18 protein-coding genes are annotated in these 19642 nt (G+C 56.7%); 5 read left to right on the forward strand and 13 right to left on the reverse strand.

Annotated elements, in window-relative coordinates:
- Window positions 1-64 precede the first annotated feature (64 nt).
- Entirely contained in the window at window positions 65-712 is a 648-nt protein-coding gene (locus tag NI40_RS13600; protein ID WP_039263650.1) for a tellurite resistance TerB family protein, read from the reverse strand.
- Between the two features lie 170 nt (window positions 713-882).
- Here NI40_RS13600 and purT point away from each other — a divergent pair, with 170 nt between their 5' ends.
- The gene (gene purT, locus NI40_RS13605; protein ID WP_039263651.1) at window positions 883-2061 is read left to right on the forward strand and encodes a formate-dependent phosphoribosylglycinamide formyltransferase; all 1179 of its coding nucleotides are present in this window, start codon (window positions 883-885) and stop codon (window positions 2059-2061) included.
- 41 nt (window positions 2062-2102) lie between these two features.
- Here the strand turns inward: purT and kdgA are convergent, their stop codons facing one another.
- From kdgA to zwf, 3 genes are all read right to left on the reverse strand, one after another.
- Complete coding sequence (kdgA, locus tag NI40_RS13610; RefSeq protein ID WP_014884307.1) at window positions 2103-2744, reverse strand: bifunctional 4-hydroxy-2-oxoglutarate aldolase/2-dehydro-3-deoxy-phosphogluconate aldolase; 642 nt, start codon at window positions 2742-2744, stop codon at window positions 2103-2105.
- Between the two features lie 39 nt (window positions 2745-2783).
- Window positions 2784-4595 carry a phosphogluconate dehydratase gene (gene edd / locus NI40_RS13615; protein WP_039263652.1) on the reverse strand — a complete coding sequence of 604 codons (1812 nt, stop codon included), beginning with the start codon at window positions 4593-4595 and terminating at the stop codon, window positions 2784-2786.
- Between the two features lie 232 nt (window positions 4596-4827).
- The gene (gene zwf / locus NI40_RS13620; protein ID WP_023312228.1) at window positions 4828-6303 is read right to left on the reverse strand and encodes a glucose-6-phosphate dehydrogenase; all 1476 of its coding nucleotides are present in this window, start codon (window positions 6301-6303) and stop codon (window positions 4828-4830) included.
- 356 nt (window positions 6304-6659) lie between these two features.
- Here zwf and NI40_RS13625 point away from each other — a divergent pair, with 356 nt between their 5' ends.
- Both NI40_RS13625 and pyk read left to right on the forward strand, forming a co-directional pair.
- Window positions 6660-7529 (forward strand): MurR/RpiR family transcriptional regulator, encoded by an 870-nt coding sequence (locus tag NI40_RS13625; protein WP_023312229.1) that lies wholly within the window; start codon window positions 6660-6662, stop codon window positions 7527-7529.
- A gap of 140 nt (window positions 7530-7669) precedes the next feature.
- Window positions 7670-9112: a pyruvate kinase gene (gene pyk / locus NI40_RS13630; protein ID WP_039263653.1), complete on the forward strand. Its 1443-nt coding sequence runs from the start codon at window positions 7670-7672 to the stop codon at window positions 9110-9112.
- Between the two features lie 45 nt (window positions 9113-9157).
- Here pyk and lpxM read toward each other — a convergent pair whose 3' ends face one another.
- The 3 genes from lpxM to znuA all read right to left on the reverse strand — a co-directional run bounded on the left by lpxM (window position 9158) and on the right by znuA (window position 12530).
- Window positions 9158-10129: a lauroyl-Kdo(2)-lipid IV(A) myristoyltransferase gene (gene lpxM / locus NI40_RS13635; RefSeq protein WP_023312230.1), complete on the reverse strand. Its 972-nt coding sequence runs from the start codon at window positions 10127-10129 to the stop codon at window positions 9158-9160.
- A 121-nt stretch (window positions 10130-10250) separates the two neighbouring features.
- Complete coding sequence (mepM, locus tag NI40_RS13640) at window positions 10251-11570, reverse strand: murein DD-endopeptidase MepM (RefSeq protein WP_024909694.1); 1320 nt, start codon at window positions 11568-11570, stop codon at window positions 10251-10253.
- A 15-nt stretch (window positions 11571-11585) separates the two neighbouring features.
- A complete protein-coding gene (gene znuA, locus NI40_RS13645; RefSeq protein ID WP_039263684.1) occupies window positions 11586-12530 on the reverse strand; it encodes a zinc ABC transporter substrate-binding protein ZnuA in 945 nt (314 codons plus the stop codon).
- A 77-nt stretch (window positions 12531-12607) separates the two neighbouring features.
- Between znuA and znuC the strand changes: the two genes are divergently transcribed.
- Window positions 12608-13363 carry a zinc ABC transporter ATP-binding protein ZnuC gene (gene znuC, locus NI40_RS13650; protein WP_023312233.1) on the forward strand — a complete coding sequence of 252 codons (756 nt, stop codon included), beginning with the start codon at window positions 12608-12610 and terminating at the stop codon, window positions 13361-13363.
- Window positions 13360-14145: a zinc ABC transporter permease subunit ZnuB gene (gene znuB / locus NI40_RS13655; RefSeq protein WP_039263654.1), complete on the forward strand. Its 786-nt coding sequence runs from the start codon at window positions 13360-13362 to the stop codon at window positions 14143-14145. Before znuC ends, znuB begins: the two co-directional genes overlap by 4 nt.
- Window positions 14146-14202: 57 nt before the next feature.
- Here znuB and ruvB read toward each other — a convergent pair whose 3' ends face one another.
- The 6 genes from ruvB to aspS all read right to left on the reverse strand — a co-directional run bounded on the left by ruvB (window position 14203) and on the right by aspS (window position 19458).
- Window positions 14203-15213, reverse strand: a complete 1011-nt coding sequence (ruvB, locus tag NI40_RS13660; protein ID WP_023312235.1) for a Holliday junction branch migration DNA helicase RuvB — start codon at window positions 15211-15213, stop codon at window positions 14203-14205.
- Between the two features lie 8 nt (window positions 15214-15221).
- Window positions 15222-15836 (reverse strand): Holliday junction branch migration protein RuvA, encoded by a 615-nt coding sequence (ruvA, locus tag NI40_RS13665; protein ID WP_023312236.1) that lies wholly within the window; start codon window positions 15834-15836, stop codon window positions 15222-15224.
- A gap of 80 nt (window positions 15837-15916) precedes the next feature.
- Window positions 15917-16438 carry a crossover junction endodeoxyribonuclease RuvC gene (gene ruvC, locus NI40_RS13670; RefSeq protein ID WP_003859749.1) on the reverse strand — a complete coding sequence of 174 codons (522 nt, stop codon included), beginning with the start codon at window positions 16436-16438 and terminating at the stop codon, window positions 15917-15919.
- Window positions 16439-16472: 34 nt separating this feature from the next.
- Complete coding sequence (locus tag NI40_RS13675) at window positions 16473-17213, reverse strand: YebC/PmpR family DNA-binding transcriptional regulator (protein WP_008500447.1); 741 nt, start codon at window positions 17211-17213, stop codon at window positions 16473-16475.
- A gap of 27 nt (window positions 17214-17240) precedes the next feature.
- Window positions 17241-17684, reverse strand: coding sequence for a dihydroneopterin triphosphate diphosphatase (gene nudB, locus NI40_RS13680; RefSeq protein ID WP_033145850.1), 444 nt, complete (start codon window positions 17682-17684; stop codon window positions 17241-17243).
- A gap of 1 nt (window position 17685) precedes the next feature.
- Entirely contained in the window at window positions 17686-19458 is a 1773-nt protein-coding gene (gene aspS, locus NI40_RS13685) for an aspartate--tRNA ligase (RefSeq protein ID WP_039263655.1), read from the reverse strand.
- Window positions 19459-19642: the final 184 nt, after the last annotated feature.

The raw sequence follows: 19642 nt of genomic DNA on the forward strand, positions 1-19642 counted from the left end.
ACACCCTATAAGGTTGGCAAAACCCACGCATGATGCAAGCGAAACAGCGTCGCGACGGCGACGACTATCCCTGTAACGCCTGTTTTTGCTCCCGGATATCCCGCTCAATGCCCTCGCGCACGTCCTGAGGGATCTTTAACGCATCGCCCAGGGCGTTAAGGTAGCTCCGCTCCATAAAATGATCGATATCGATGGCTGCGCAGCTGAGGAAATAGAGCTCCAGCGCCTCTTCCTCATTTTTCACACTTTGGGCAAGACGCTGCGGCTCGAGCGGCTGTTCTATCGCCTGCGCCACCAGCACTCTTCCCTTCTCTTCAACGCCGGCTTCGCGCAGCTGCTGCTCGATCGCCGCTCGTTCCTTATCGTCAATATGCCCGTCGCTTTTCGCGGCAAAAACCAGCGCAAGAATGAGCCGTTCGGTACGCAGATCCAGCGGCGAGGTGTGCTCGCCGTAATGCGGTTCATCGCTGTGCGCGGTCCGTATTCTGTCCTTGTATTTATTCCACAGCACGGTGCCCGCGATGGCGCCGCCGCCGGCCAGCAGCGCGCCTGTACCATACTTTGCCAGCAGCTTGCGTGAGGATTTATTCGCGACCAGCAGGCCTGCAAGCCCGCCGAGCGCTCCGGGTACCAGCAGTTTGCTGAGGTCCCGCTCGCCAGACGATGTTTTCTGCCCTAACAGGGATTGCAGTTGATTTAACCAGCCAGACATGGTTTCCCTCGCTTAACGGTGAACATGTTTCACAGCGTAAGCGAGCGGGCGTCAGGAAATGTCTGGTCGGGCTAAAGAAGCGCAAATTTCTCTCCCCTCGCTTAGCCGTGCACGAGACAGACGCAAACGTTTTCGTTTATACTGCGCGCAACTTTTTCAGGGGGATTGTTATGATTCGTTTAGGAACTGCGCTGCGGCCTGCGGCGACGCGAGTGATGCTGTTGGGATCGGGCGAGCTGGGGAAAGAGGTCGCCATTGAGTGCCAGCGTTTAGGTGTGGAAGTCATTGCCGTAGACCGTTACGCCGACGCACCCGCCATGCACGTCGCCCATCGTTCTTATGTGATTAACATGCTGAATGGCAATGCCCTTCGCGAACTGATTACGCGCGAAAAACCCGATTTTGTCGTGCCGGAAATTGAGGCCATCGCCACCGATACGCTGATCGCTCTGGAGCAGGAAGGCCAGCGCGTGGTGCCCTGTGCGAAAGCCGCAAAGCTGACCATGAACCGCGAAGGCATTCGTCGCCTGGCGGCGGAAGAGCTGGGATTGCCCACCTCGAGCTACCGTTTTGCTGGCGATAAGGCCGCGTTTCTGCAGGCCGTCGAGGAAATTGGCTACCCGTGCATCGTTAAGCCGGTGATGAGCTCCTCCGGAAAAGGACAGAGCTTTATTCGCGACAGCGGTACCCTGGATAACGCGTGGGATTATGCCCAGCAGGGTGGCCGTGCCGGAGCCGGTCGCGTAATCGTCGAAGGCGTCGTGAAGTTTGATTTCGAAATCACCCTGCTGACCGTCAGCGCCGTTGACGGCGTCCATTTCTGCGACCCGATTGGTCACCGTCAGGAGGATGGCGATTACCGCGAATCCTGGCAGCCGCAGCAGATGAGCACCCTGGCGCTGGAGCGTGCTCAGGAGATCGCCCGTAAAACCGTCCTGGCGCTGGGCGGCTATGGCCTGTTCGGCGTGGAGCTGTTTGTGTGCGGTGATGAGGTGATTTTCAGCGAAGTCTCCCCTCGCCCGCATGACACCGGCATGGTCACGCTGATTTCGCAGGATCTCTCCGAGTTCGCCCTGCACGTGCGCGCCTTCCTCGGCCTGCCCGTCGGCGGTGTTCGTCAGTATGGCCCTGCCGCCTCGGCGGTGATCCTGCCGCAGTTAACCAGCCAGAACGTCACGTTTGATAACGTCGACGGGGCGGTGGGCGCAGGATTGCAGGTACGCCTGTTCGGCAAGCCGGAGATCGACGGAACTCGCCGTCTTGGCGTGGCATTAGCCACCGGGGATAACGTTGACGACGCCGTGGCGAGAGCGAAAGCGGCCGCTGCGAGCGTCAAGGTTGCAGGATAAAAAAACGGGCCGTAAGGCCCGTTTTTCATGCGGCGAGTGGCTTACTGCTTCGCGCCTTCAACCGCTTCACGAGCCAGTTTGGTGATGCGATCCCAGTCGCCCGCTTCCAGCGCATCCGCCGGAACCAGCCATGAACCGCCGATGCACAGCACGCTTTTCAGCGCCAGGTAGTCACGGTAGTTGGCAGGAGAGATACCGCCCGTCGGGCAGAAGCGTACCTGAGAGAAAGGACCCGCAATCGCCTGCAGCGCTTTGGTGCCGCCGTTCGCTTCAGCCGGGAAGAATTTGAATTCTTTCAGACCGTAGTCCATGCCCAGCATCAGTTCAGAGACGGTGCTGATGCCAGGGATCAGCGGAATAGTACCTTCGGTGGCGGCTTTCAGCAGCGGCTCGGTCAGGCCAGGGCTGATGGCGAACTGCGCGCCCGCTTCGGTCACTTCCGCCAGCTGCTGCGCGTTGAGAACGGTACCCGCACCGATGATGGCGTCAGGCACTTCTTTCGCGATAGCGCGGATAGCATCCATCGCGCAGGCGGTGCGCAGGGTCACTTCCAGAACGCGAACGCCACCCGCAACCAGCGCTTTCGCCATCGGTACAGCGTGCTCCAGCTTGTTTACCACGATAACCGGCACGACAGGGCCAGTGGTCAGGATTGCTTCTGCACTTGTTTTCCAGTTTTTCATCAGAGTTTTCTCTCGCCAGATCGTTAAAATCAAGTCGTCTTAAAACGTAATACAGGTTGCGCCCTGCTCCGCACCGGAGAGTTTCTCACGCAGCGCGCTGAACATTTCGCGCCCGGTCCCCACGCGCGATGCGCTCAGGTCAGGAATATGAGGCTGACGTGCCGCCAGCTCGGCTTCATCCACCAGCAGTGTTAACTCGCCCGTCTGGCCGTTCACGCGGATCATGTCACCGTCGCGTACTTTCGCCAGCAGACCACCGTCGTAGGCTTCCGGCGTCACGTGGATGGCTGAAGGCACTTTACCGGATGCCCCGGAGAGGCGTCCATCGGTGACTAGCGCAATTTTGAAACGGCGGTCCAATAATACACCAAGTGGTGGCATAAGTTTATGTAATTCTGGCATCCCGTTGGCTTTAGGCCCCTGGTGACGCACCACGACCACGCAGTCTTTATCAAGAAGACCGGCGTCAAAGGCCGGTAACACGTCGTGCTGGCTTTCAAATACCACCGCCGGCGCTTCGATCACCTGGTTCTCTTCCGGTACGGCAGAGGTCTTCATTACCGCGCGGCCGAGGTTGCCGCTCAGCACTTTGGTGCCGCCATGAGGAGAGAACGGTTTGTCGATAGTGGCAATCACCTGCGCATCAAGAGACGTGCTCGCCCCTTCACGCCAGTCCAGCTCGCCGTTGTTCAGCCACGGCTCCTGGGTGTAGCGCTGAAGGCCAAAGCCCGCCACGGTATTCACGTCTTCATGCAGCAGTCCGCCTTTCAGCAGCTCGCGCATCAGCAGCGGTACGCCGCCAGCAGCCTGGAAGTGGTTAATATCCGCCGGACCGTTCGGGTACAGGCGCGCCATCAGCGGCACCACGGAAGAGATCTCGGAGAAGTCATCCCAGTTAATCAGAATGCCCGCCGCACGCGCCATGGCCACCAGGTGCATGGTGTGGTTGGTTGACCCCCCGGTTGCCAGCAGCGCGACAATCCCGTTGACGATGACTTTTTCGTCGACCATTTTGCCCATCGGCATCCATTCGTTGCCGTTGCCGGTCAGACGCGTGACCTGACGGGCCGCGGCCTCGGTCAGCGCCTTGCGCAGCGGCGCATCTGGCTGGATAAAGGACGAGCCCGGAAGCTGCATTCCCATAAATTCCACGACCATCTGGTTAGTGTTAGCCGTACCGTAGAACGTACAGGTCCCCGGCGCATGATAGGACGCGGCTTCCGCCTCCAGCAGCGCCTGACGGTCTGCTTTCCCTTCCGCGTACAGCTGGCGGATACGCACTTTTTCTTTGTTCGGCAGACCGCTCGCCATTGGGCCGGACGGGACGAAGATCGCAGGCAGATGCCCAAACGACAGCGCCGCCATCACCAGGCCCGGGACAATCTTGTCGCACACGCCGAGGTACAGCGCGCCATCAAACATGTTGTGTGACAGGCCCACCGCGGCAGACATCGCAATCACTTCGCGGCTCAGCAGGGACAGCTCCATGCCGTCCTGCCCCTGCGTCACGCCGTCGCACATGGCAGGTACACCGCCCGCCACCTGGCCCACCGCATTTACGCTGTGCAGCGCGTTGCGGATGATAGTGGGATAGACCTCATACGGCTGGTGCGCGGAAAGCATATCGTTATAGGAGGTAATGATGGCGATATTGTTACGCAACATGCTTTTCAGCGACGCTTTATCATCAGGCTGGCAGGCGGCGAAGCCGTGCGCCAGGTTCCCGCAGGCCAGCTGAGATCGGTGGACGGTGCTGCTCTTTGCCTGTTCAATCCGGGCGAGGTAGGCCGAACGGGTCTCTTTCGAGCGCTCGATAATGCGCTGTGTTACGCGTAACAATGTCGGATTCATAAAAGCTCCTCTAAATTATCTGTCCGGCTCGGGAGTTTACAAAGTCGCTGGCAGTTGTTAACAACGCTGAAACGCTTGCTGTCCGGAGCTCAGGGGCAAAATCACTTCCGGCAGTGTAATAAAAAAAGCTCCGCGGGTGAATCCACGCGGAGCTTAAAAGTTGAAAATTGTGCCACTAGCTGTGTTAGATCATGTTACCGGTAAAATAACACTTTCGAGCTAGAGGATTATTTTACTCAAACTCGTTCCAGGAGCGGCCATCGCGGGTGATCATCGCCACCGACGCGACCGGTCCCCAGGTCCCCGCCTGATACGGTTTTGGCGCATCCTGATCGGCCGCCCAGGCTTCGGTGATGGAGTCGACCCATTTCCACGCCTCTTCCACTTCATCGCGGCGCACGAACAGCGCCTGGATACCGCGCATGGTTTCCAGCAGCAGACGCTCGTAAGCATCGGCCAGGTGCGTCTGGTTGAAGGTTTCGGAGTAGCTCAGATCCAGCTTGGTGGTCTGCAGGTTGTGTTTATGATCCAGCCCCGGCACTTTGTTCAGGATCTGGATATCCACGCCCTCGTCCGGCTGCAGACGAATAGTCAGCTTGTTCTGCGGCAGTTCCTGCCAGGACTCTTTGAACAGGTTCAGTTCCGGGTTTTTGAAGTAAACCACCACTTCGGAACATTTGGCTGGCAGACGTTTACCGGTGCGCAGGTAGAACGGAACGCCCGCCCAACGCCAGTCGTCGATATCCACGCGGATCGCCACGAACGTCTCGGTGTTGCTGGACTTGTTCGCGCCCTCTTCTTCCAGGTAGCCCGGCACTTTTTTGCCTTGCGCAAACCCGGCGGTGTACTGGCCGCGGACGGTCTTCTCACGCACGTTGGAGCGATCGATGCGGCGCAGTGACTTCAGCACTTTCACTTTTGCATCACGGATGCTGTCAGCCGTCAGGTCAGACGGTGGAGACATGGCAATCATGCATAGAATTTGCAGCAGGTGGTTCTGGATCATGTCGCGCATCTGACCGGCCTGGTCAAAGTAACCCCAGCGACCTTCAATCCCCACCTCTTCCGCCACGGTGATTTCCACGTGGTCGATAGTGCGGTTATCCCAGTTATTCACAAACAGGGAGTTAGCGAAACGCAGCGCCAGCAGGTTCAGTACCGTCTCTTTACCGAGATAGTGGTCGATACGGTATACCTGGCACTCTTCAAAGAACTCGCCCACCTGGTCGTTGATTTCACGCGAGGTTGCCAGCGACGTACCCAGCGGCTTCTCCATCACGACGCGCGCCGGTTTGGCGTTCAGTTTGGCTTCGCCCAGACCTTTGCAGATGGCGCCGAAGGTGCTTGGCGGCATGGCGAAATAGTTAATGGTGACACGGTTTTTCTGATCCAGCATCGCGCCTAAGCGGGTAAACGCGCTGACGTCATTAACGTCCAGGTTGCAGAAATCGAGGCGTCCACTCAGGGTATCCCACAAACTTTCATCAATTTTTTCTTTCATGAAAGTTTCGAGCGCCTCGCGGACGACTTTGGTATAAGCGTCCTTATCCCAGTCGGCGCGCCCGACACCCAGGATACGGGTATCCGGATGAATTTGGCCCGCTTTCTCCAGTTGATACAGGGAAGGCAGCAATTTTCGGCGTGCAAGATCGCCTTTCGCGCCGAAAATGACCAGGTCACATGCCTGGGCTGTTTGCGTTACCGCCATGTCATTCTCCTCAGTTGGATCACCTGGTACTTCTGCCAGGTATCGTTGTAATTTTATTACAATGCACTGTACTGCTTTTACGTCATTCCCGAAACCATTAGCGCTTATCGTCGCGTGCGATAACGCGATTTTTCCTCCTTTGGAGGATTACGACGGCGCAATGACGCAACAACCGTCGTTTCTTTGCGCAACGGGGTCACAGCAAAACCCGACACCGATCAAGTAATGAAAAAAAACAACAACATTATCTTGTCGATTGTTACCCTTAATGGAAGCCACAAGGGTAATATCGGCTAAATCGAATCACGATTTCATCAATTTATGAAATCGTTTACACCCATGAGCGTCCTGTTAACATGAACATGCTGGAAAAAATCCAGTTTCAACTGGAACACCTTAGCAAATCCGAGCGAAAAGTGGCCGAGGTCATTCTCGCCTCCCCCGCTCAGGCGATTCATTCAAGCATCGCCGCTCTGGCACAGGAAGCGGGTGTTAGCGAACCGACGGTCAATCGCTTTTGCCGCAGCCTGGAAACGCGCGGCTTTCCTGATTTTAAACTGCATCTGGCACAAAGTCTGGCTAACGGCACCCCATATGTTAATCGTAATGTGGATGAAGACGACAGCGTTGATGCCTATACCGCGAAAATTTTTGAATCGGCCATGGCTTCGCTTGACCACGTGCGCCAGTCTCTGGACATGAGTTCCGTGAATCGCGCGGTGGATTTGCTCACCCAGGCCAAGCGGATTGCGTTCTTTGGTCTCGGGTCGTCGGCCGCCGTGGCGCATGACGCCATGAACAAATTTTTCCGCTTTAACGTCCCGGTTATTTATTCCGATGACATTGTGCTGCAACGCATGAGCTGTATGAATTGCAGTGAAGATGACGTCGTGGTACTGATTTCGCACACCGGGCGCACCAAGAGTCAGGTAGAGCTGGCGCAGCTAGCCCGTGAAAACGATGCCATGGTGATTGCCCTCACCACGGCAGGTACGCCGCTGGCGCGTGAAGCGACGCTGGCGATCACCCTCGACGTGCCGGAAGACACCGACATTTATATGCCGATGGTCTCCCGACTGGCGCAGCTCACCGTGATTGACGTGCTGGCAACCGGTTTTACCTTGCGTCGGGGCGCAAAATTCCGGGATAACTTGAAGCGGGTCAAGGAAGCGCTGAAGGAATCGCGTTTTGATAAAGAATTGCTTATAAAGAGCGATGTTCCCTGATAGTTGATAACGAAGACGTAACCAATAATTACGATGTAACGATTTACGGCATTCGGTCCTCTCTCCGCTGCCTTGCAGCAGATGAAGGCCGATTCAATGTTCACGCAACACCAAAGTTGTTTCAGTCAACGGAGTATTACATGTCCAGAAGGCTTCGCAGAACCAAGATCGTAACCACCTTAGGCCCGGCCACCGATCGCGATAATAATCTTGAGAAAATTATCGCCGCCGGCGCCAACGTGGTGCGTATGAACTTCTCTCACGGTACGCCAGAAGACCATAAATTACGTGCCGATAAAGTGCGTGAAATCGCAGCCAAACTTGGCCGCCACGTTGCTATCCTCGGCGATTTGCAGGGTCCAAAAATTCGTGTATCGACCTTTAAAGAGGGTAAGGTTTTCCTCAATATCGGCGACAAATTCCTGCTTGATGCCAACCTGGGCAAAGGCGAAGGCGATAAAGAGAAAGTCGGTATCGACTATAAAGGCCTGCCGGCTGACGTGGTGCCGGGCGATATCCTGCTGCTCGACGACGGTCGCGTACAGCTGAAGGTGCTGGAAGTTCAGGGCATGAAAGTGTTCACCGAAGTCACCGTCGGCGGCCCGCTCTCCAACAATAAAGGCATCAACAAACTGGGTGGCGGCCTCTCTGCAGAAGCGCTTACCGATAAAGACAAAGCGGACATCGTGACGGCTGCGCTGATCGGCGTTGACTACCTGGCGGTCTCCTTCCCGCGCTGCGGTGAAGATCTGAACTATGCGCGTCGTCTGGCGCGTGATGCAGGCTGCGATGCTAAAATCGTCGCGAAAGTTGAACGCGCGGAAGCCGTTTGCGATCAGGATGCCATGGACGATGTGATCCTCGCGTCCGACGTGGTGATGGTTGCGCGTGGTGACCTGGGCGTGGAAATTGGCGACCCTGAGCTGGTAGGGATCCAGAAAGCGCTGATCCGTCGCGCACGTCAGCTGAACCGCGCGGTGATCACCGCGACTCAGATGATGGAATCGATGATCACCAACCCAATGCCAACCCGTGCAGAAGTCATGGACGTGGCTAACGCCGTGCTGGACGGTACCGATGCGGTGATGCTCTCTGCGGAAACCGCTGCGGGCCAGTATCCGGCAGAAACCGTGGCCGCCATGGCGCGCGTCTGCCTGGGCGCTGAAAAGATCCCAAGCATCAACGTCTCTAAACACCGTCTGGACGTGCAGTTTGACAACGTGGAAGAAGCGATTGCGATGTCTGCGATGTACGCGGCAAACCATCTGAAGGGCGTTACCGCGATCATCACCATGACCGAATCTGGCCGCACCGCGCTGATGACCTCTCGTATCAGCTCTGGTCTGCCGATCTTCGCCATGTCCCGTCACGAACGTACGCTGAACCTGACCGCGCTGTACCGCGGCGTGACGCCGGTTCACTTCGACAGCACCAGTGACGGCGTAGCTGCGGCGCACGATGCCGTAAACCTGCTGCGCGATAAAGGCTATCTGGTGTCCGGTGATATCGTCATCGTGACCCAGGGCGACGTGATGAGCACCATCGGCTCAACCAACACCACGCGCGTTATGACCGTCGAGTAATAATGTCTGTGTTAAAAAGCCCTCTCCAGATGGAGAGGGCTTTTTTTATTTCCGCGGATAAAGCTCTTTGCGTTTATAGGGCTCAGTTTCACCCGGCTTACGCGTTTTAAGCAGCTTCAGGATCCACGTGTACTGTTCGGCATGCGGCCCCACCAGGATTTCCACCTCTTCGTTCATTCGACGCGCAATGGTGTGGTCGTCCGCGGTCAGCAGATCATCCATCGGCGGACGGACCTCAATACTCAGGCGATGCGTTTTGCCGTCATAGACCGGGAACAGCGGGATCACGCGGGCACGACAGACTTTCATCAGGCGACCAATCGCGGGGAGCGTCGCTTTATAGGTCGCAAAGAAATCGACAAACTCGCTGTGCTCTGGGCCGTGGTCCTGATCCGGCAGATAGTAGCCCCAGTACCCCTGACGCACCGACTGAATGAAGGGCTTAATGCCATCGTTACGCGCATGCAAACGTCCGCCAAAACGACGACGCACCGTATTCCAGACAAAATCGTAGATTTTATTTCCCTGGTTATGGAACATCGCCGCCATTTTCTGGCCCTGAGACGCCATCAGCATCGCCGGAATATCAACGCCCCAGCCGTGGGGAACAAGGAAAATGACTTTCTCGTCATTGCGGCGCATCTCCTCGATGATGTCCAGCCCTTTCCAGTCAACGCGATCGACGATTTTATCCGGCCCTTTCAGCGCCAGTTCAGCCATCATCGCCATTGCCTGCGGCGCGGTGGTATACATCTCATCAATGATTGCCTCGCGCTCGGCGTCGCTTTTCTCAGGAAAACAGTAGTAAAGGTTGATCTGCGCGCGACGGCGGGCGCTCTTGCCTAAACGCCCGGCCAGACGGCCAATTTTCCCCAGAACGGGATCGCGTACGGAAGCAGGCAGCATCGCCATCCCCGCAAAGGCGTAGACACCAAGCCAGGCGCCCCAGTTGCGCGGATGGCGGAAGGATTTTTCAAACTCAGGAATGTATTCAATATTGTTTTTTTTGGTTTCCATGCTGGATCCAGGGTCTGATGACGCAAAATTTTATTCAGATAGTGTAGCGAGGCAGTCGTCCACGCACAAAAGAAAAAGCCGGCGTCAGTGTGCGCCGGCTTTTTTAACAAAAACAGAGGGCTTAGTTTAAGCTCAGCTGCGGCATCACCTCTTTCACCTGCGCCAGATAATCAGTACGATCTTTACCTGTCAGGCCTTCGGTGCGCGGCAGTTTCGCCGTCAGCGGGTTCACGGCCTGCTGGTTGATCCACACTTCATAGTGCAGGTGTGGGCCGGTAGAGCGTCCGGTATTGCCGGAGATCGCGATACGGTCACCACGCTTCACCTTCTGGCCCGGCTTCACCAGCAGCTTACGCAGGTGCATATAGCGGGTCGTATAAGTACGACCATGACGTACCGCGACATAATATCCGGCGGCACCGCTACGCTTGGCCACCACAACTTCACCATCTCCAACCGCCAGTACCGGCGTGCCCTGCGGCATGGCAAAGTCAACGCCACGGTGCGGCGCGACGCGCCCGGTTACCGGGTTCAGACGACGCGGGTTAAAGTTAGAGGAAACGCGGAACTGTTTTGCCGTCGGGAAACGCAGGAAACCTTTTGCAAGGCCCGTACCGCTGCGGTCATAGAACTTACCGTCTTCGGCACGAATCGCGTAGTAATCTTTGCCTTCGGAGCGCAGACGTACGCCCAACAGCTGGCTTTGCTCGCGCTTGCCGTCCAGCATTTCGCGGGACATCAGGACGGAGAACTCATCGCCCTTCTTCAGCTTGCGGAAATCCATCTGCCACTGCATGGCTTTGATCACCGAGCTGATTTCAGCGCTGGTCAGGCCTGCATCGCGCGCGCTGGAGACAAAGCTCGCGCCCACGGTGCCTTTCAGAACGCTGTTGACCCAGTCGCCCTTCTGCATTTCGCTGGTCATCTTGAAACCGTTTGCAGTGCGATCGTAGGTGCGGGTTTCGCGGCGGGACATTTCCCAGGTCAGACGCTGGAGATCGCCATCCGCCGTTAATGTCCAGGAGAGCTGTTGTCCGATTTTCAGGTTACGAAGATCTTTATCCGCAGCCGCCAGCTGGCTGATATTGCCCATGTCGATGCCGTACTGGTTCAGCACGCTGCTCAGCGTGTCCCCGGTAGAGACAACATATTCGTGGATACCCGCCTCGTTCTCGGTTTTATCGTCCAGCTCATCCTGCGGAATAGCTTCATCTTCCTGAGCCGCCTGGTCGATAGGCTCACTGGCTTCAGGCAGCAAAGAACGGATTTCGCTCTTTTCAAGCTCAATGGTTTTAATGATAGGGGCAGAACTCGGGTGGTAAACATAGGGCCGCCAGACGGCGACCGCTAAGGTGAGTACTGTAAGCGACCCCAGCATAACGCGATGGGGTCGTGGCAGATTGTTAAATGCCAGGGCGACAGAGCGGGCTATCTGTTGCACGTATTCACTTCCTCGTTAATCTCCTTTCAGGCAGCTCGCATACTGGTTCGCCAGTTGGCTGAGAAACTGCGAATAGCTCGCTTTGCTCAACTGGATATTCGTACCTAGCGGGTCAAGGGTTCCCATGCGCACGGATGTTCCCCTGGCCACGGCTTCTACGACCGCTGGCCTGAACTGTGGCTCAGCAAAAACGCATGTCGCTTTTTGCTCAACCAACTGTGTTCTGATTTCATGTAAACGCTGCGCACCAGGCTGAATTTCAGGGTTGACGGTGAAGTGGCCCAGCGGGGTCAAACCGTAGTGTTTTTCGTAATAGCCGTAGGCGTCATGAAAAACGAAATACCCTTTACCTTTCAACGGTGCGAGCTCATTACCAACCTGCTTATCGGTTGCGGCTAATTGTGCCTCAAAATTCTTCAGGTTGGCGTCTAGTTTGGCTCGACTTTGCGGCATAAGTTCCACTAATTTGTCGTGGATTGCAACCGCTGAAAGCCGCGCTATCTCTGGGGATAACCAAAGATGCATGTTGTACTCGCCGTGATGGTGATCTCCATCACCTTTTTCGCCGTCTGCGGCATGATGGTCATGTTCGTCGCCGTCGTCATCCGCCCCTTTCATGAGCAACGGTTTCACGCCGGAGAGTTCGGCAATCGCGACCTGTTTTTCGCCAGCAACCTGTTTTGCTGACTTTTGCATAAACGCTTCCATTTCAGGGCCAATCCAGACAACTAAGTCCGCGTTTTGTAAGCGTTTTACATCTGACGGGCGCAGGGAATAGTCATGCTCGGATGCACCATCAGGGAGCAGAACCTGGGTTTCCGTTACCCCGTCTGCAATGGCAGACGCGATGAATCCGAGTGGTTTAAGCGAAGCGACAACCGCAGCGTTAACATCTTGTGCGGTTGTACCCCAAAGGGCAGCGGATAATGCTGCGAAAAGAAGCGTATTTTTATGTAACATAATGCGACTAATCATCGTAGTGAATGCGTGGAATGTGATATTATAACATTCGTTGACTTCTTCAAGCTTAAAATGACATGACGACATTGGTTTCTCTTGAAAATATTTCGGTCTCATTCGGGCAGCGCCGCGTCCTCTCTGACGTGTCGCTCGATCTGAAGCCCGGCAAAATTCTGACGCTGCTCGGCCCCAATGGCGCAGGTAAATCCACCCTGGTGCGCGTGGTGCTGGGTCTGGTCGCCCCCGATGAAGGCGTAATTAAGCGCGAGGAAAAATTGCGTATTGGCTATGTGCCGCAAAAACTTCATCTCGACGCCACGCTGCCTCTGACGGTCAGCCGTTTCCTGCGCCTGCGCCCCGGCACCCGTAAAGCCGATATTCTCCCGGCGCTGAAACGCGTGCAGGCGGGCCATCTTGTCGATGCGCCGCTGCAAAAACTGTCCGGCGGTGAAACTCAGCGTGTTTTACTTGCCCGCGCGCTGCTGAGCAGCCCGCAGCTGCTGGTACTGGATGAACCAACTCAGGGTGTGGATGTGAATGGTCAGGTTGCGCTTTATGATTTGATCGACCAGCTCCGTCGGGAGCTTGATTGCGCCGTGCTGATGGTGTCGCACGACCTGCATCTGGTGATGGCAAAAACCGACGAAGTGTTGTGTCTCAACCACCACATCTGCTGCTCCGGTACGCCTGAAGTGGTGTCAATGCACCCGGAGTTTATCTCCATGTTCGGCCCCCGCGGCGCTGAACAGCTGGGTATTTACCGTCATCATCATAATCATCGCCATGATTTACAGGGACGAATCGTACTGCGTCGGGGAAATGGACACTCATGATTGAACTGTTACTGCCCGGCTGGCTGGCCGGGATTATGCTTGCCTGCGCCGCGGGCCCGCTCGGCTCGTTTGTTGTCTGGCGCAGAATGTCCTATTTTGGCGATACCCTGGCGCACGCGTCTCTGCTGGGCGTTGCCTTTGGTCTGCTGCTGGATGTAAACCCCTTCTACGCGGTGATTGTGGTCACGCTGCTGCTGGCCGCCGGTCTGGTCTGGCTGGAAAAACGCCCTCACCTCGCGATTGATACGCTGCTTGGCATTATGGCGCACAGTGCGCTGTCTCTGGGCCTTGTGGTGGTCAGCCTGATGTCGAACATCCGCGTGGATCTGATGGCCTACCTCTTCGGGGACCTTCTGGCCGTGACGCCGGAAGATCTCATCGCTATCGCCATTGGCGTGGTGGTGGTGCTCGCTATTCTGCTCTGGCAGTGGCGGAATTTACTGGCCATGACCGTCAGTCCGGATCTGGCATTTGTCGACGGCGTGAAGCTGCAGCGCGTGAAACTGCTGCTGATGCTGGTGACGGCGTTAACAATTGGCGTCGCGATGAAGTTTGTCGGCGCGCTGATTATTACGTCTCTGCTGATCATCCCTGCCGCCACGGCGCGTCGTTTTGCCCGTACGCCGGAGCAGATGGCTGGCGTAGCCGTGATTATCGGAATGATTGCGGTAACGGGTGGGTTAACCTTCTCGGCGTTCTACGATACGCCTGCGGGGCCGTCAGTGGTGCTGAGTGCGGCGGTGCTGTTTATCTTCAGTATGATGAAAAAGACCGCGAATTAACATGGAGGGCGCTGAAGCCCTCACCTGGCCCTCTCCCTCGGGAGAGGGAACAAAACATTACGGCATTGCCGGTGGCGTAATGCCGAAATGATTCCACGCCCGCACCGTTGCCATACGTCCACGCGGGGTACGCTGTAGGAAGCCCTGCTGGATCAGATACGGCTCCAGCACATCTTCAATCGTCTCACGCTCTTCTCCGATTGCCGCCGCCAGGTTATCCAGCCCGACAGGGCCGCCAAAGAACTTATCCAGCACCGCCAGCAGCAGTTTACGGTCCATATAGTCAAAGCCTTCAGCATCGACGTTCAGCATATCCAGCGCCTGAGCGGCGATCTCCGCGGAAATCGAGCCATCGTGCTTCACCTCGGCAAAGTCACGCACGCGGCGCAGCAGGCGGTTGGCGATACGCGGCGTACCGCGGGAACGCTTCGCCACTTCAAACGCGCCCTCTTCGCTCATTTCGAGCCCCATATAGCGGGCGCTACGGCCAACGATGTGCTGGAGATCCGCCACCTGGTAAAACTCGAGACGCTGCACGATGCCGAAGCGGTCGCGCAGCGGAGAGGTCAACGAGCCGGCGCGAGTGGTGGCGCCAATCAGGGTAAAGGGCGGCAGATCGATTTTGATAGAGCGCGCGGCCGGGCCTTCACCGATCATGATATCCAGCTGGTAATCTTCCATCGCCGGATAGAGCACTTCCTCCACCACCGGGGACAGGCGGTGGATCTCATCGATAAACAGCACGTCATGCGGTTCGAGGTTGGTCAGCATCGCCGCGAGATCGCCCGCCTTCTCCAGCACGGGGCCGGAGGTGGTGCGCAGGTTGACGCCCATTTCATTGGCGACGATATTCGCCAGCGTGGTTTTGCCTAAACCGGGAGGGCCAAAAATGAGCAGGTGATCGAGCGCATCGCCGCGCAGCTTTGCCGCCTGGATGAAAATCTCCATCTGGGAACGAACCTGCGGCTGGCCGATATACTCATCAAGCAGTTTTGGGCGGATCGCGCGATCCACCACGTCATCTGCCTGAATAGTGCCTGCCGACACCAGGCGGTCTGCTTCAATCATCCTTTACCTCACAATGCAGCGCGCAGCGCTTCACGAATCAGGGTTTCACTGCTGGCGTCCGGTTTGGCAATTTTGCTCACCATACGGCTGGCCTCCTGAGGTTTATAGCCCAGCGCCACCAGCGCGGCAACCGCTTCCTGCTCGGCGTCATCATCCGTCGCAGGGCCTCCAGGAGAGGTCAGTACCAAATCGGCAGCCGGAGTGAACAGATCGCCATGCAGACCTTTAAAGCGGTCTTTCATTTCGACAATCAGGCGCTCGGCGGTTTTCTTACCAATGCCCGGGAGCTTAATCAGCGCCGCAGGATCTTCGCGCTCGACGGCATTCACAAACTGTGGTGCCGACATGCCGGACAAAATCGCCAGCGCCAGCTTCGGACCGACGCCGTTGGTTTTAATCAGCTCGCGGAACAGGGTGCGTTCCTGCTTGTTATTGAAGCCGTACAGCAACTGGGCATCTTCACGCACCACAAACTGGGTAAAGACAATCGCCTCTTTGCCCGCGTCCGGCAGCTCGTAGAAGCAGGTCATCGGCATATGGACTTCATAGCCCACGCCACCTACTTCCAGCAGCACTAACGGGGGTTGTTTTTCAATGATGATGCCTCTGAGTCTGCCTATCACGTGACGCTCCTGCGTTCTGAGAGAAATTAACTGCCGACATAATAAAAAAAGGCTGGATGTTTATCCAGCCTGATTTCTGATTATCGTAACCTGCCTCGCGCCAGATTGAGCCGCGACTCGCTCATTTGCATCGCATTCTGGCTGACGTGACAGTGGGTAATCGCAATCGCCAGCGCATCCGCGGCGTCGGCCTGCGGGTTCGCGGGAAGCTTCAGCAGGGTACGCACCATATGCTGCACCTGGCTTTTCTCCGCGCTCCCAATGCCCACTACCGTCTGCTTGACCTGACGTGCCGCGTATTCGAATACCGGCAAATCCTGGTTCACGGCAGCGACGATGGCGACACCGCGCGCCTGACCGAGCTTTAGCGCTGAATCGGCGTTTTTCGCCATAAAGACCTGCTCAATGGCGAAATAGTCCGGCTGAAACTGGGTGATGATCTCCGACACGCCCGCATAAATGAGCTTCAGGCGCGAAGGAAGATCGTCCACTTTGGTGCGAATACAGCCGCTGCCCAGGTAGGTTAACTGGCGTCCCACCTGACGGATAACGCCATAACCGGTGACGCGTGAGCCTGGGTCAATTCCGAGAATAATCGACATCACGCGTCTCCTGTAACGGGTTTAAACGCTCTCATCAGAGAGTCGCTGCAACCTCATCAGAGATTTCACCGTTGTGGTACACTTCCTGAACGTCGTCGCAGTCTTCGAGCATGTCGATCAGACGCAGCAGTTTCGGTGCAGTTTCAGCATCCATGTCCGCTTTGGTGGACGGGATCATGGACACTTCAGCGTTGTCCGCTTTCAGGCCAGCCGCTTCCAGCGCATCGCGCACGGCACCCATCTCTTCCCACGCGGTATAAACGTCGATAGCGCCGTCATCGAAGGTCACTACGTCTTCCGCACCGGCTTCCAGCGCCGCTTCCATGATCGCATCCTCGTCGCCTTTCTCGAAGGAGATGACGCCTTTTTTGCTGAACAGGTAAGCAACGGAACCGTCAGTACCCAGGTTGCCACCGGTTTTGGTGAACGCGTGGCGCACTTCCGCAACGGTACGGTTACGGTTGTCGGACAGACACTCAACCATCACCGCAGTACCGCCAGGGCCGTAACCTTCATAAATGATGGTTTCCATGTTCGCGTCTTCGTCACCGCCCACGCCACGTGCGATAGCACGGTTCAGGGTGTCACGCGTCATGTTGTTTGACAGCGCTTTATCTACCGCCGCGCGCAGACGCGGGTTAGATGCCGGGTCGCCGCCGCCCAGACGCGCTGCTGTCACCAGCTCGCGAATGATTTTGGTAAAGATCTTACCGCGCTTGGCATCCTGTGCCGCTTTGCGGTGTTTGGTGTTGGCCCACTTGCTATGACCTGCCATAAAAAGTTCTCCAAAAATCGCGCCTTCTCAGGCTGCGTTAATTACAAATTCTTCAATCGCCTGCCGGTTGCTCCACGACTTGGTCAGTGCGGCGGCATCCGCCGCATTCACCCAGCGGTAGGTCAGGTGTTCGGTAAACACGATCTCCCGTTCATGGGGGAGCGCGAGACAGAACCACGACTCCGTATTGCGCTCGGTACCCGGCGCGTAGCGATGACGTAAATGGCTAAAAATTTCAAACTCCACCGTGCGCTGGCAGTCCTTCAGGGTCAGTTGCTCGCGGGCAACGTCAATGGTGACCTCTTCCTTTACTTCGCGCGCGGCGGCCTGCGACGCGGTTTCCCCCTCTTCCAGACTGCCGGTAACCGACTGCCAGAAATCAGGGTCATCGCGCCGCTGCAACATCAGCACCCGCTTCGTGTCTTCTGCATAAATGACCACCAGGACCGAAACGGGAAGCTTATATGCCATATCAGTTTTTCTCTTCCTTCTTCACCACTTCAATGCCCAGTTCGGCCAGAGAGGCCGGGTTGGCAAAGCTTGGCGCTTCGGTCATCAGACACGCTGCGGCAGTGGTTTTCGGGAAGGCAATAACATCACGAATGTTATCGGTGCCGGTCAGCAGCATGGTCAGTCGGTCAAGACCGAAGGCCAGGCCCGCGTGCGGCGGCGTACCGTATTTCAGGGCGTCCAGCAGGAAGCCAAACTTCTCGCGCTGCTCCTGCTCGTTGATGCCCAGAATGCCGAACACGGTCTGCTGCATTTCGCCGCTGTGAATACGCACGGAACCGCCGCCCACTTCGTAGCCGTTGATGACCATGTCATAAGCGTTGGCGACCGCATCTTCCGGTGCCGCTTTCAGCTCTGCCGCCGTCATGTCTTTTGGCGAGGTGAACGGGTGGTGCATTGCGGTCAGGCCGCCTTCACCGTCGTCTTCAAACATTGGGAAGTCGATAACCCACAGCGGCGTCCATTTGTTTTCGTCGGTCAGGCTCAGGTCTTTGCCAAGCTTCAGACGCAGCGCGCCCATCGCATCCGCCACGACTTTCTTGTTGTCTGCGCCGAAGAAGATCATGTCGCCGTCCTGCGCGCCGGTGCGCTCAAGGATCGCTTCCACGATGTCCGCGTTCAGGAATTTCGCTACCGGGCTGGTGATGCCTTCCAGACCTTTCGCACGCTCGGTCACTTTAATATAGGCCAAACCTTTCGCGCCGTAGATCTTGATGAAGTTGCCGTAGTCGTCGATCTGCTTGCGGCTCAGTGCCGCACCGCCCGGTACACGCAGCGCTGCTACGCGGCCTTTAGGATCGTTAGCCGGGCCAGCGAAGACGGCAAACTCAACGCCTTTCACCAGGTCTGCTACGTCCACCAGCTCCATCGGGTTACGCAGGTCTGGTTTGTCGGAGCCGTAACGACGCTCGGCTTCAGCGAAGGTCATGATAGGGAAATCGCCCAGCTCAACGCCTTTCACGTCGTTCCACAGGCTACGCACCAGAGCTTCCATCACTTCACGCACCTGCTCGGCAGTCATGAAGGAGGTTTCCACGTCGATCTGGGTAAATTCTGGCTGGCGGTCAGCGCGCAGGTCTTCGTCGCGGAAGCATTTCACGATCTGATAGTAGCGATCGAAGCCGGACATCATCAGCAGCTGTTTGAACAGCTGCGGAGACTGCGGCAGCGCGTAGAATTTGCCTTTATGAACGCGGGATGGGACCAGGTAATCGCGCGCGCCTTCCGGCGTGGCTTTGGTCAGCATCGGGGTTTCGATGTCGAGGAAACCGTGGTCATCCATAAAGCGACGCACCAGGCTGGTGATTTTCGCACGGGTTTTCAGGCGCTGAGCCATTTCCGGACGACGCAGATCCAGGTAGCGGTATTTCAGACGCGCTTCTTCAGTGTTGACGTGGTTGGAGTCCAGCGGCAGCGCTTCTGCACGGTTGATGATCACCAGATCGGACGCCAGCACTTCGATGGCACCCGTCGCCATGTCGGCGTTGACGTTTTTCTCGTCACGCGCGCGCACGGTGCCGGTAACCTGAATGCAGAACTCATTACGCAGCTCAGAGGCCAGCTTCAACGCATCTGCGCGATCTGGATCGAAGAACACCTGAACGATACCTTCGCGGTCGCGCATATCGATGAAGATAAGGCTACCAAGATCACGACGACGATTGACCCAACCACACAGGGTGACCTGCTGTCCGACGTGGGACTGACGCAGCTGCCCGCAATATTCTGTACGCATGAGATATCCCTTAATTAGCCGCAGGCTAAATGTCGCCTGGTATGCAGGCTACTATGTCGCAGCTTTCTGTATGTCACAACTGGATGAAAAAAGGCGGCTATTATACTGGAAATTCCGCCGGACGATAAGAGCGAACCACGGCCAGGCGGTCGTTTGCTGCACTCTTATTGCGCATTCTCACAAA

Origin of the sequence: Enterobacter sp. E20 (assembly GCF_000801755.2) — a bacterium.
GTDB lineage: Bacteria > Pseudomonadota > Gammaproteobacteria > Enterobacterales > Enterobacteriaceae > Enterobacter > Enterobacter asburiae_B.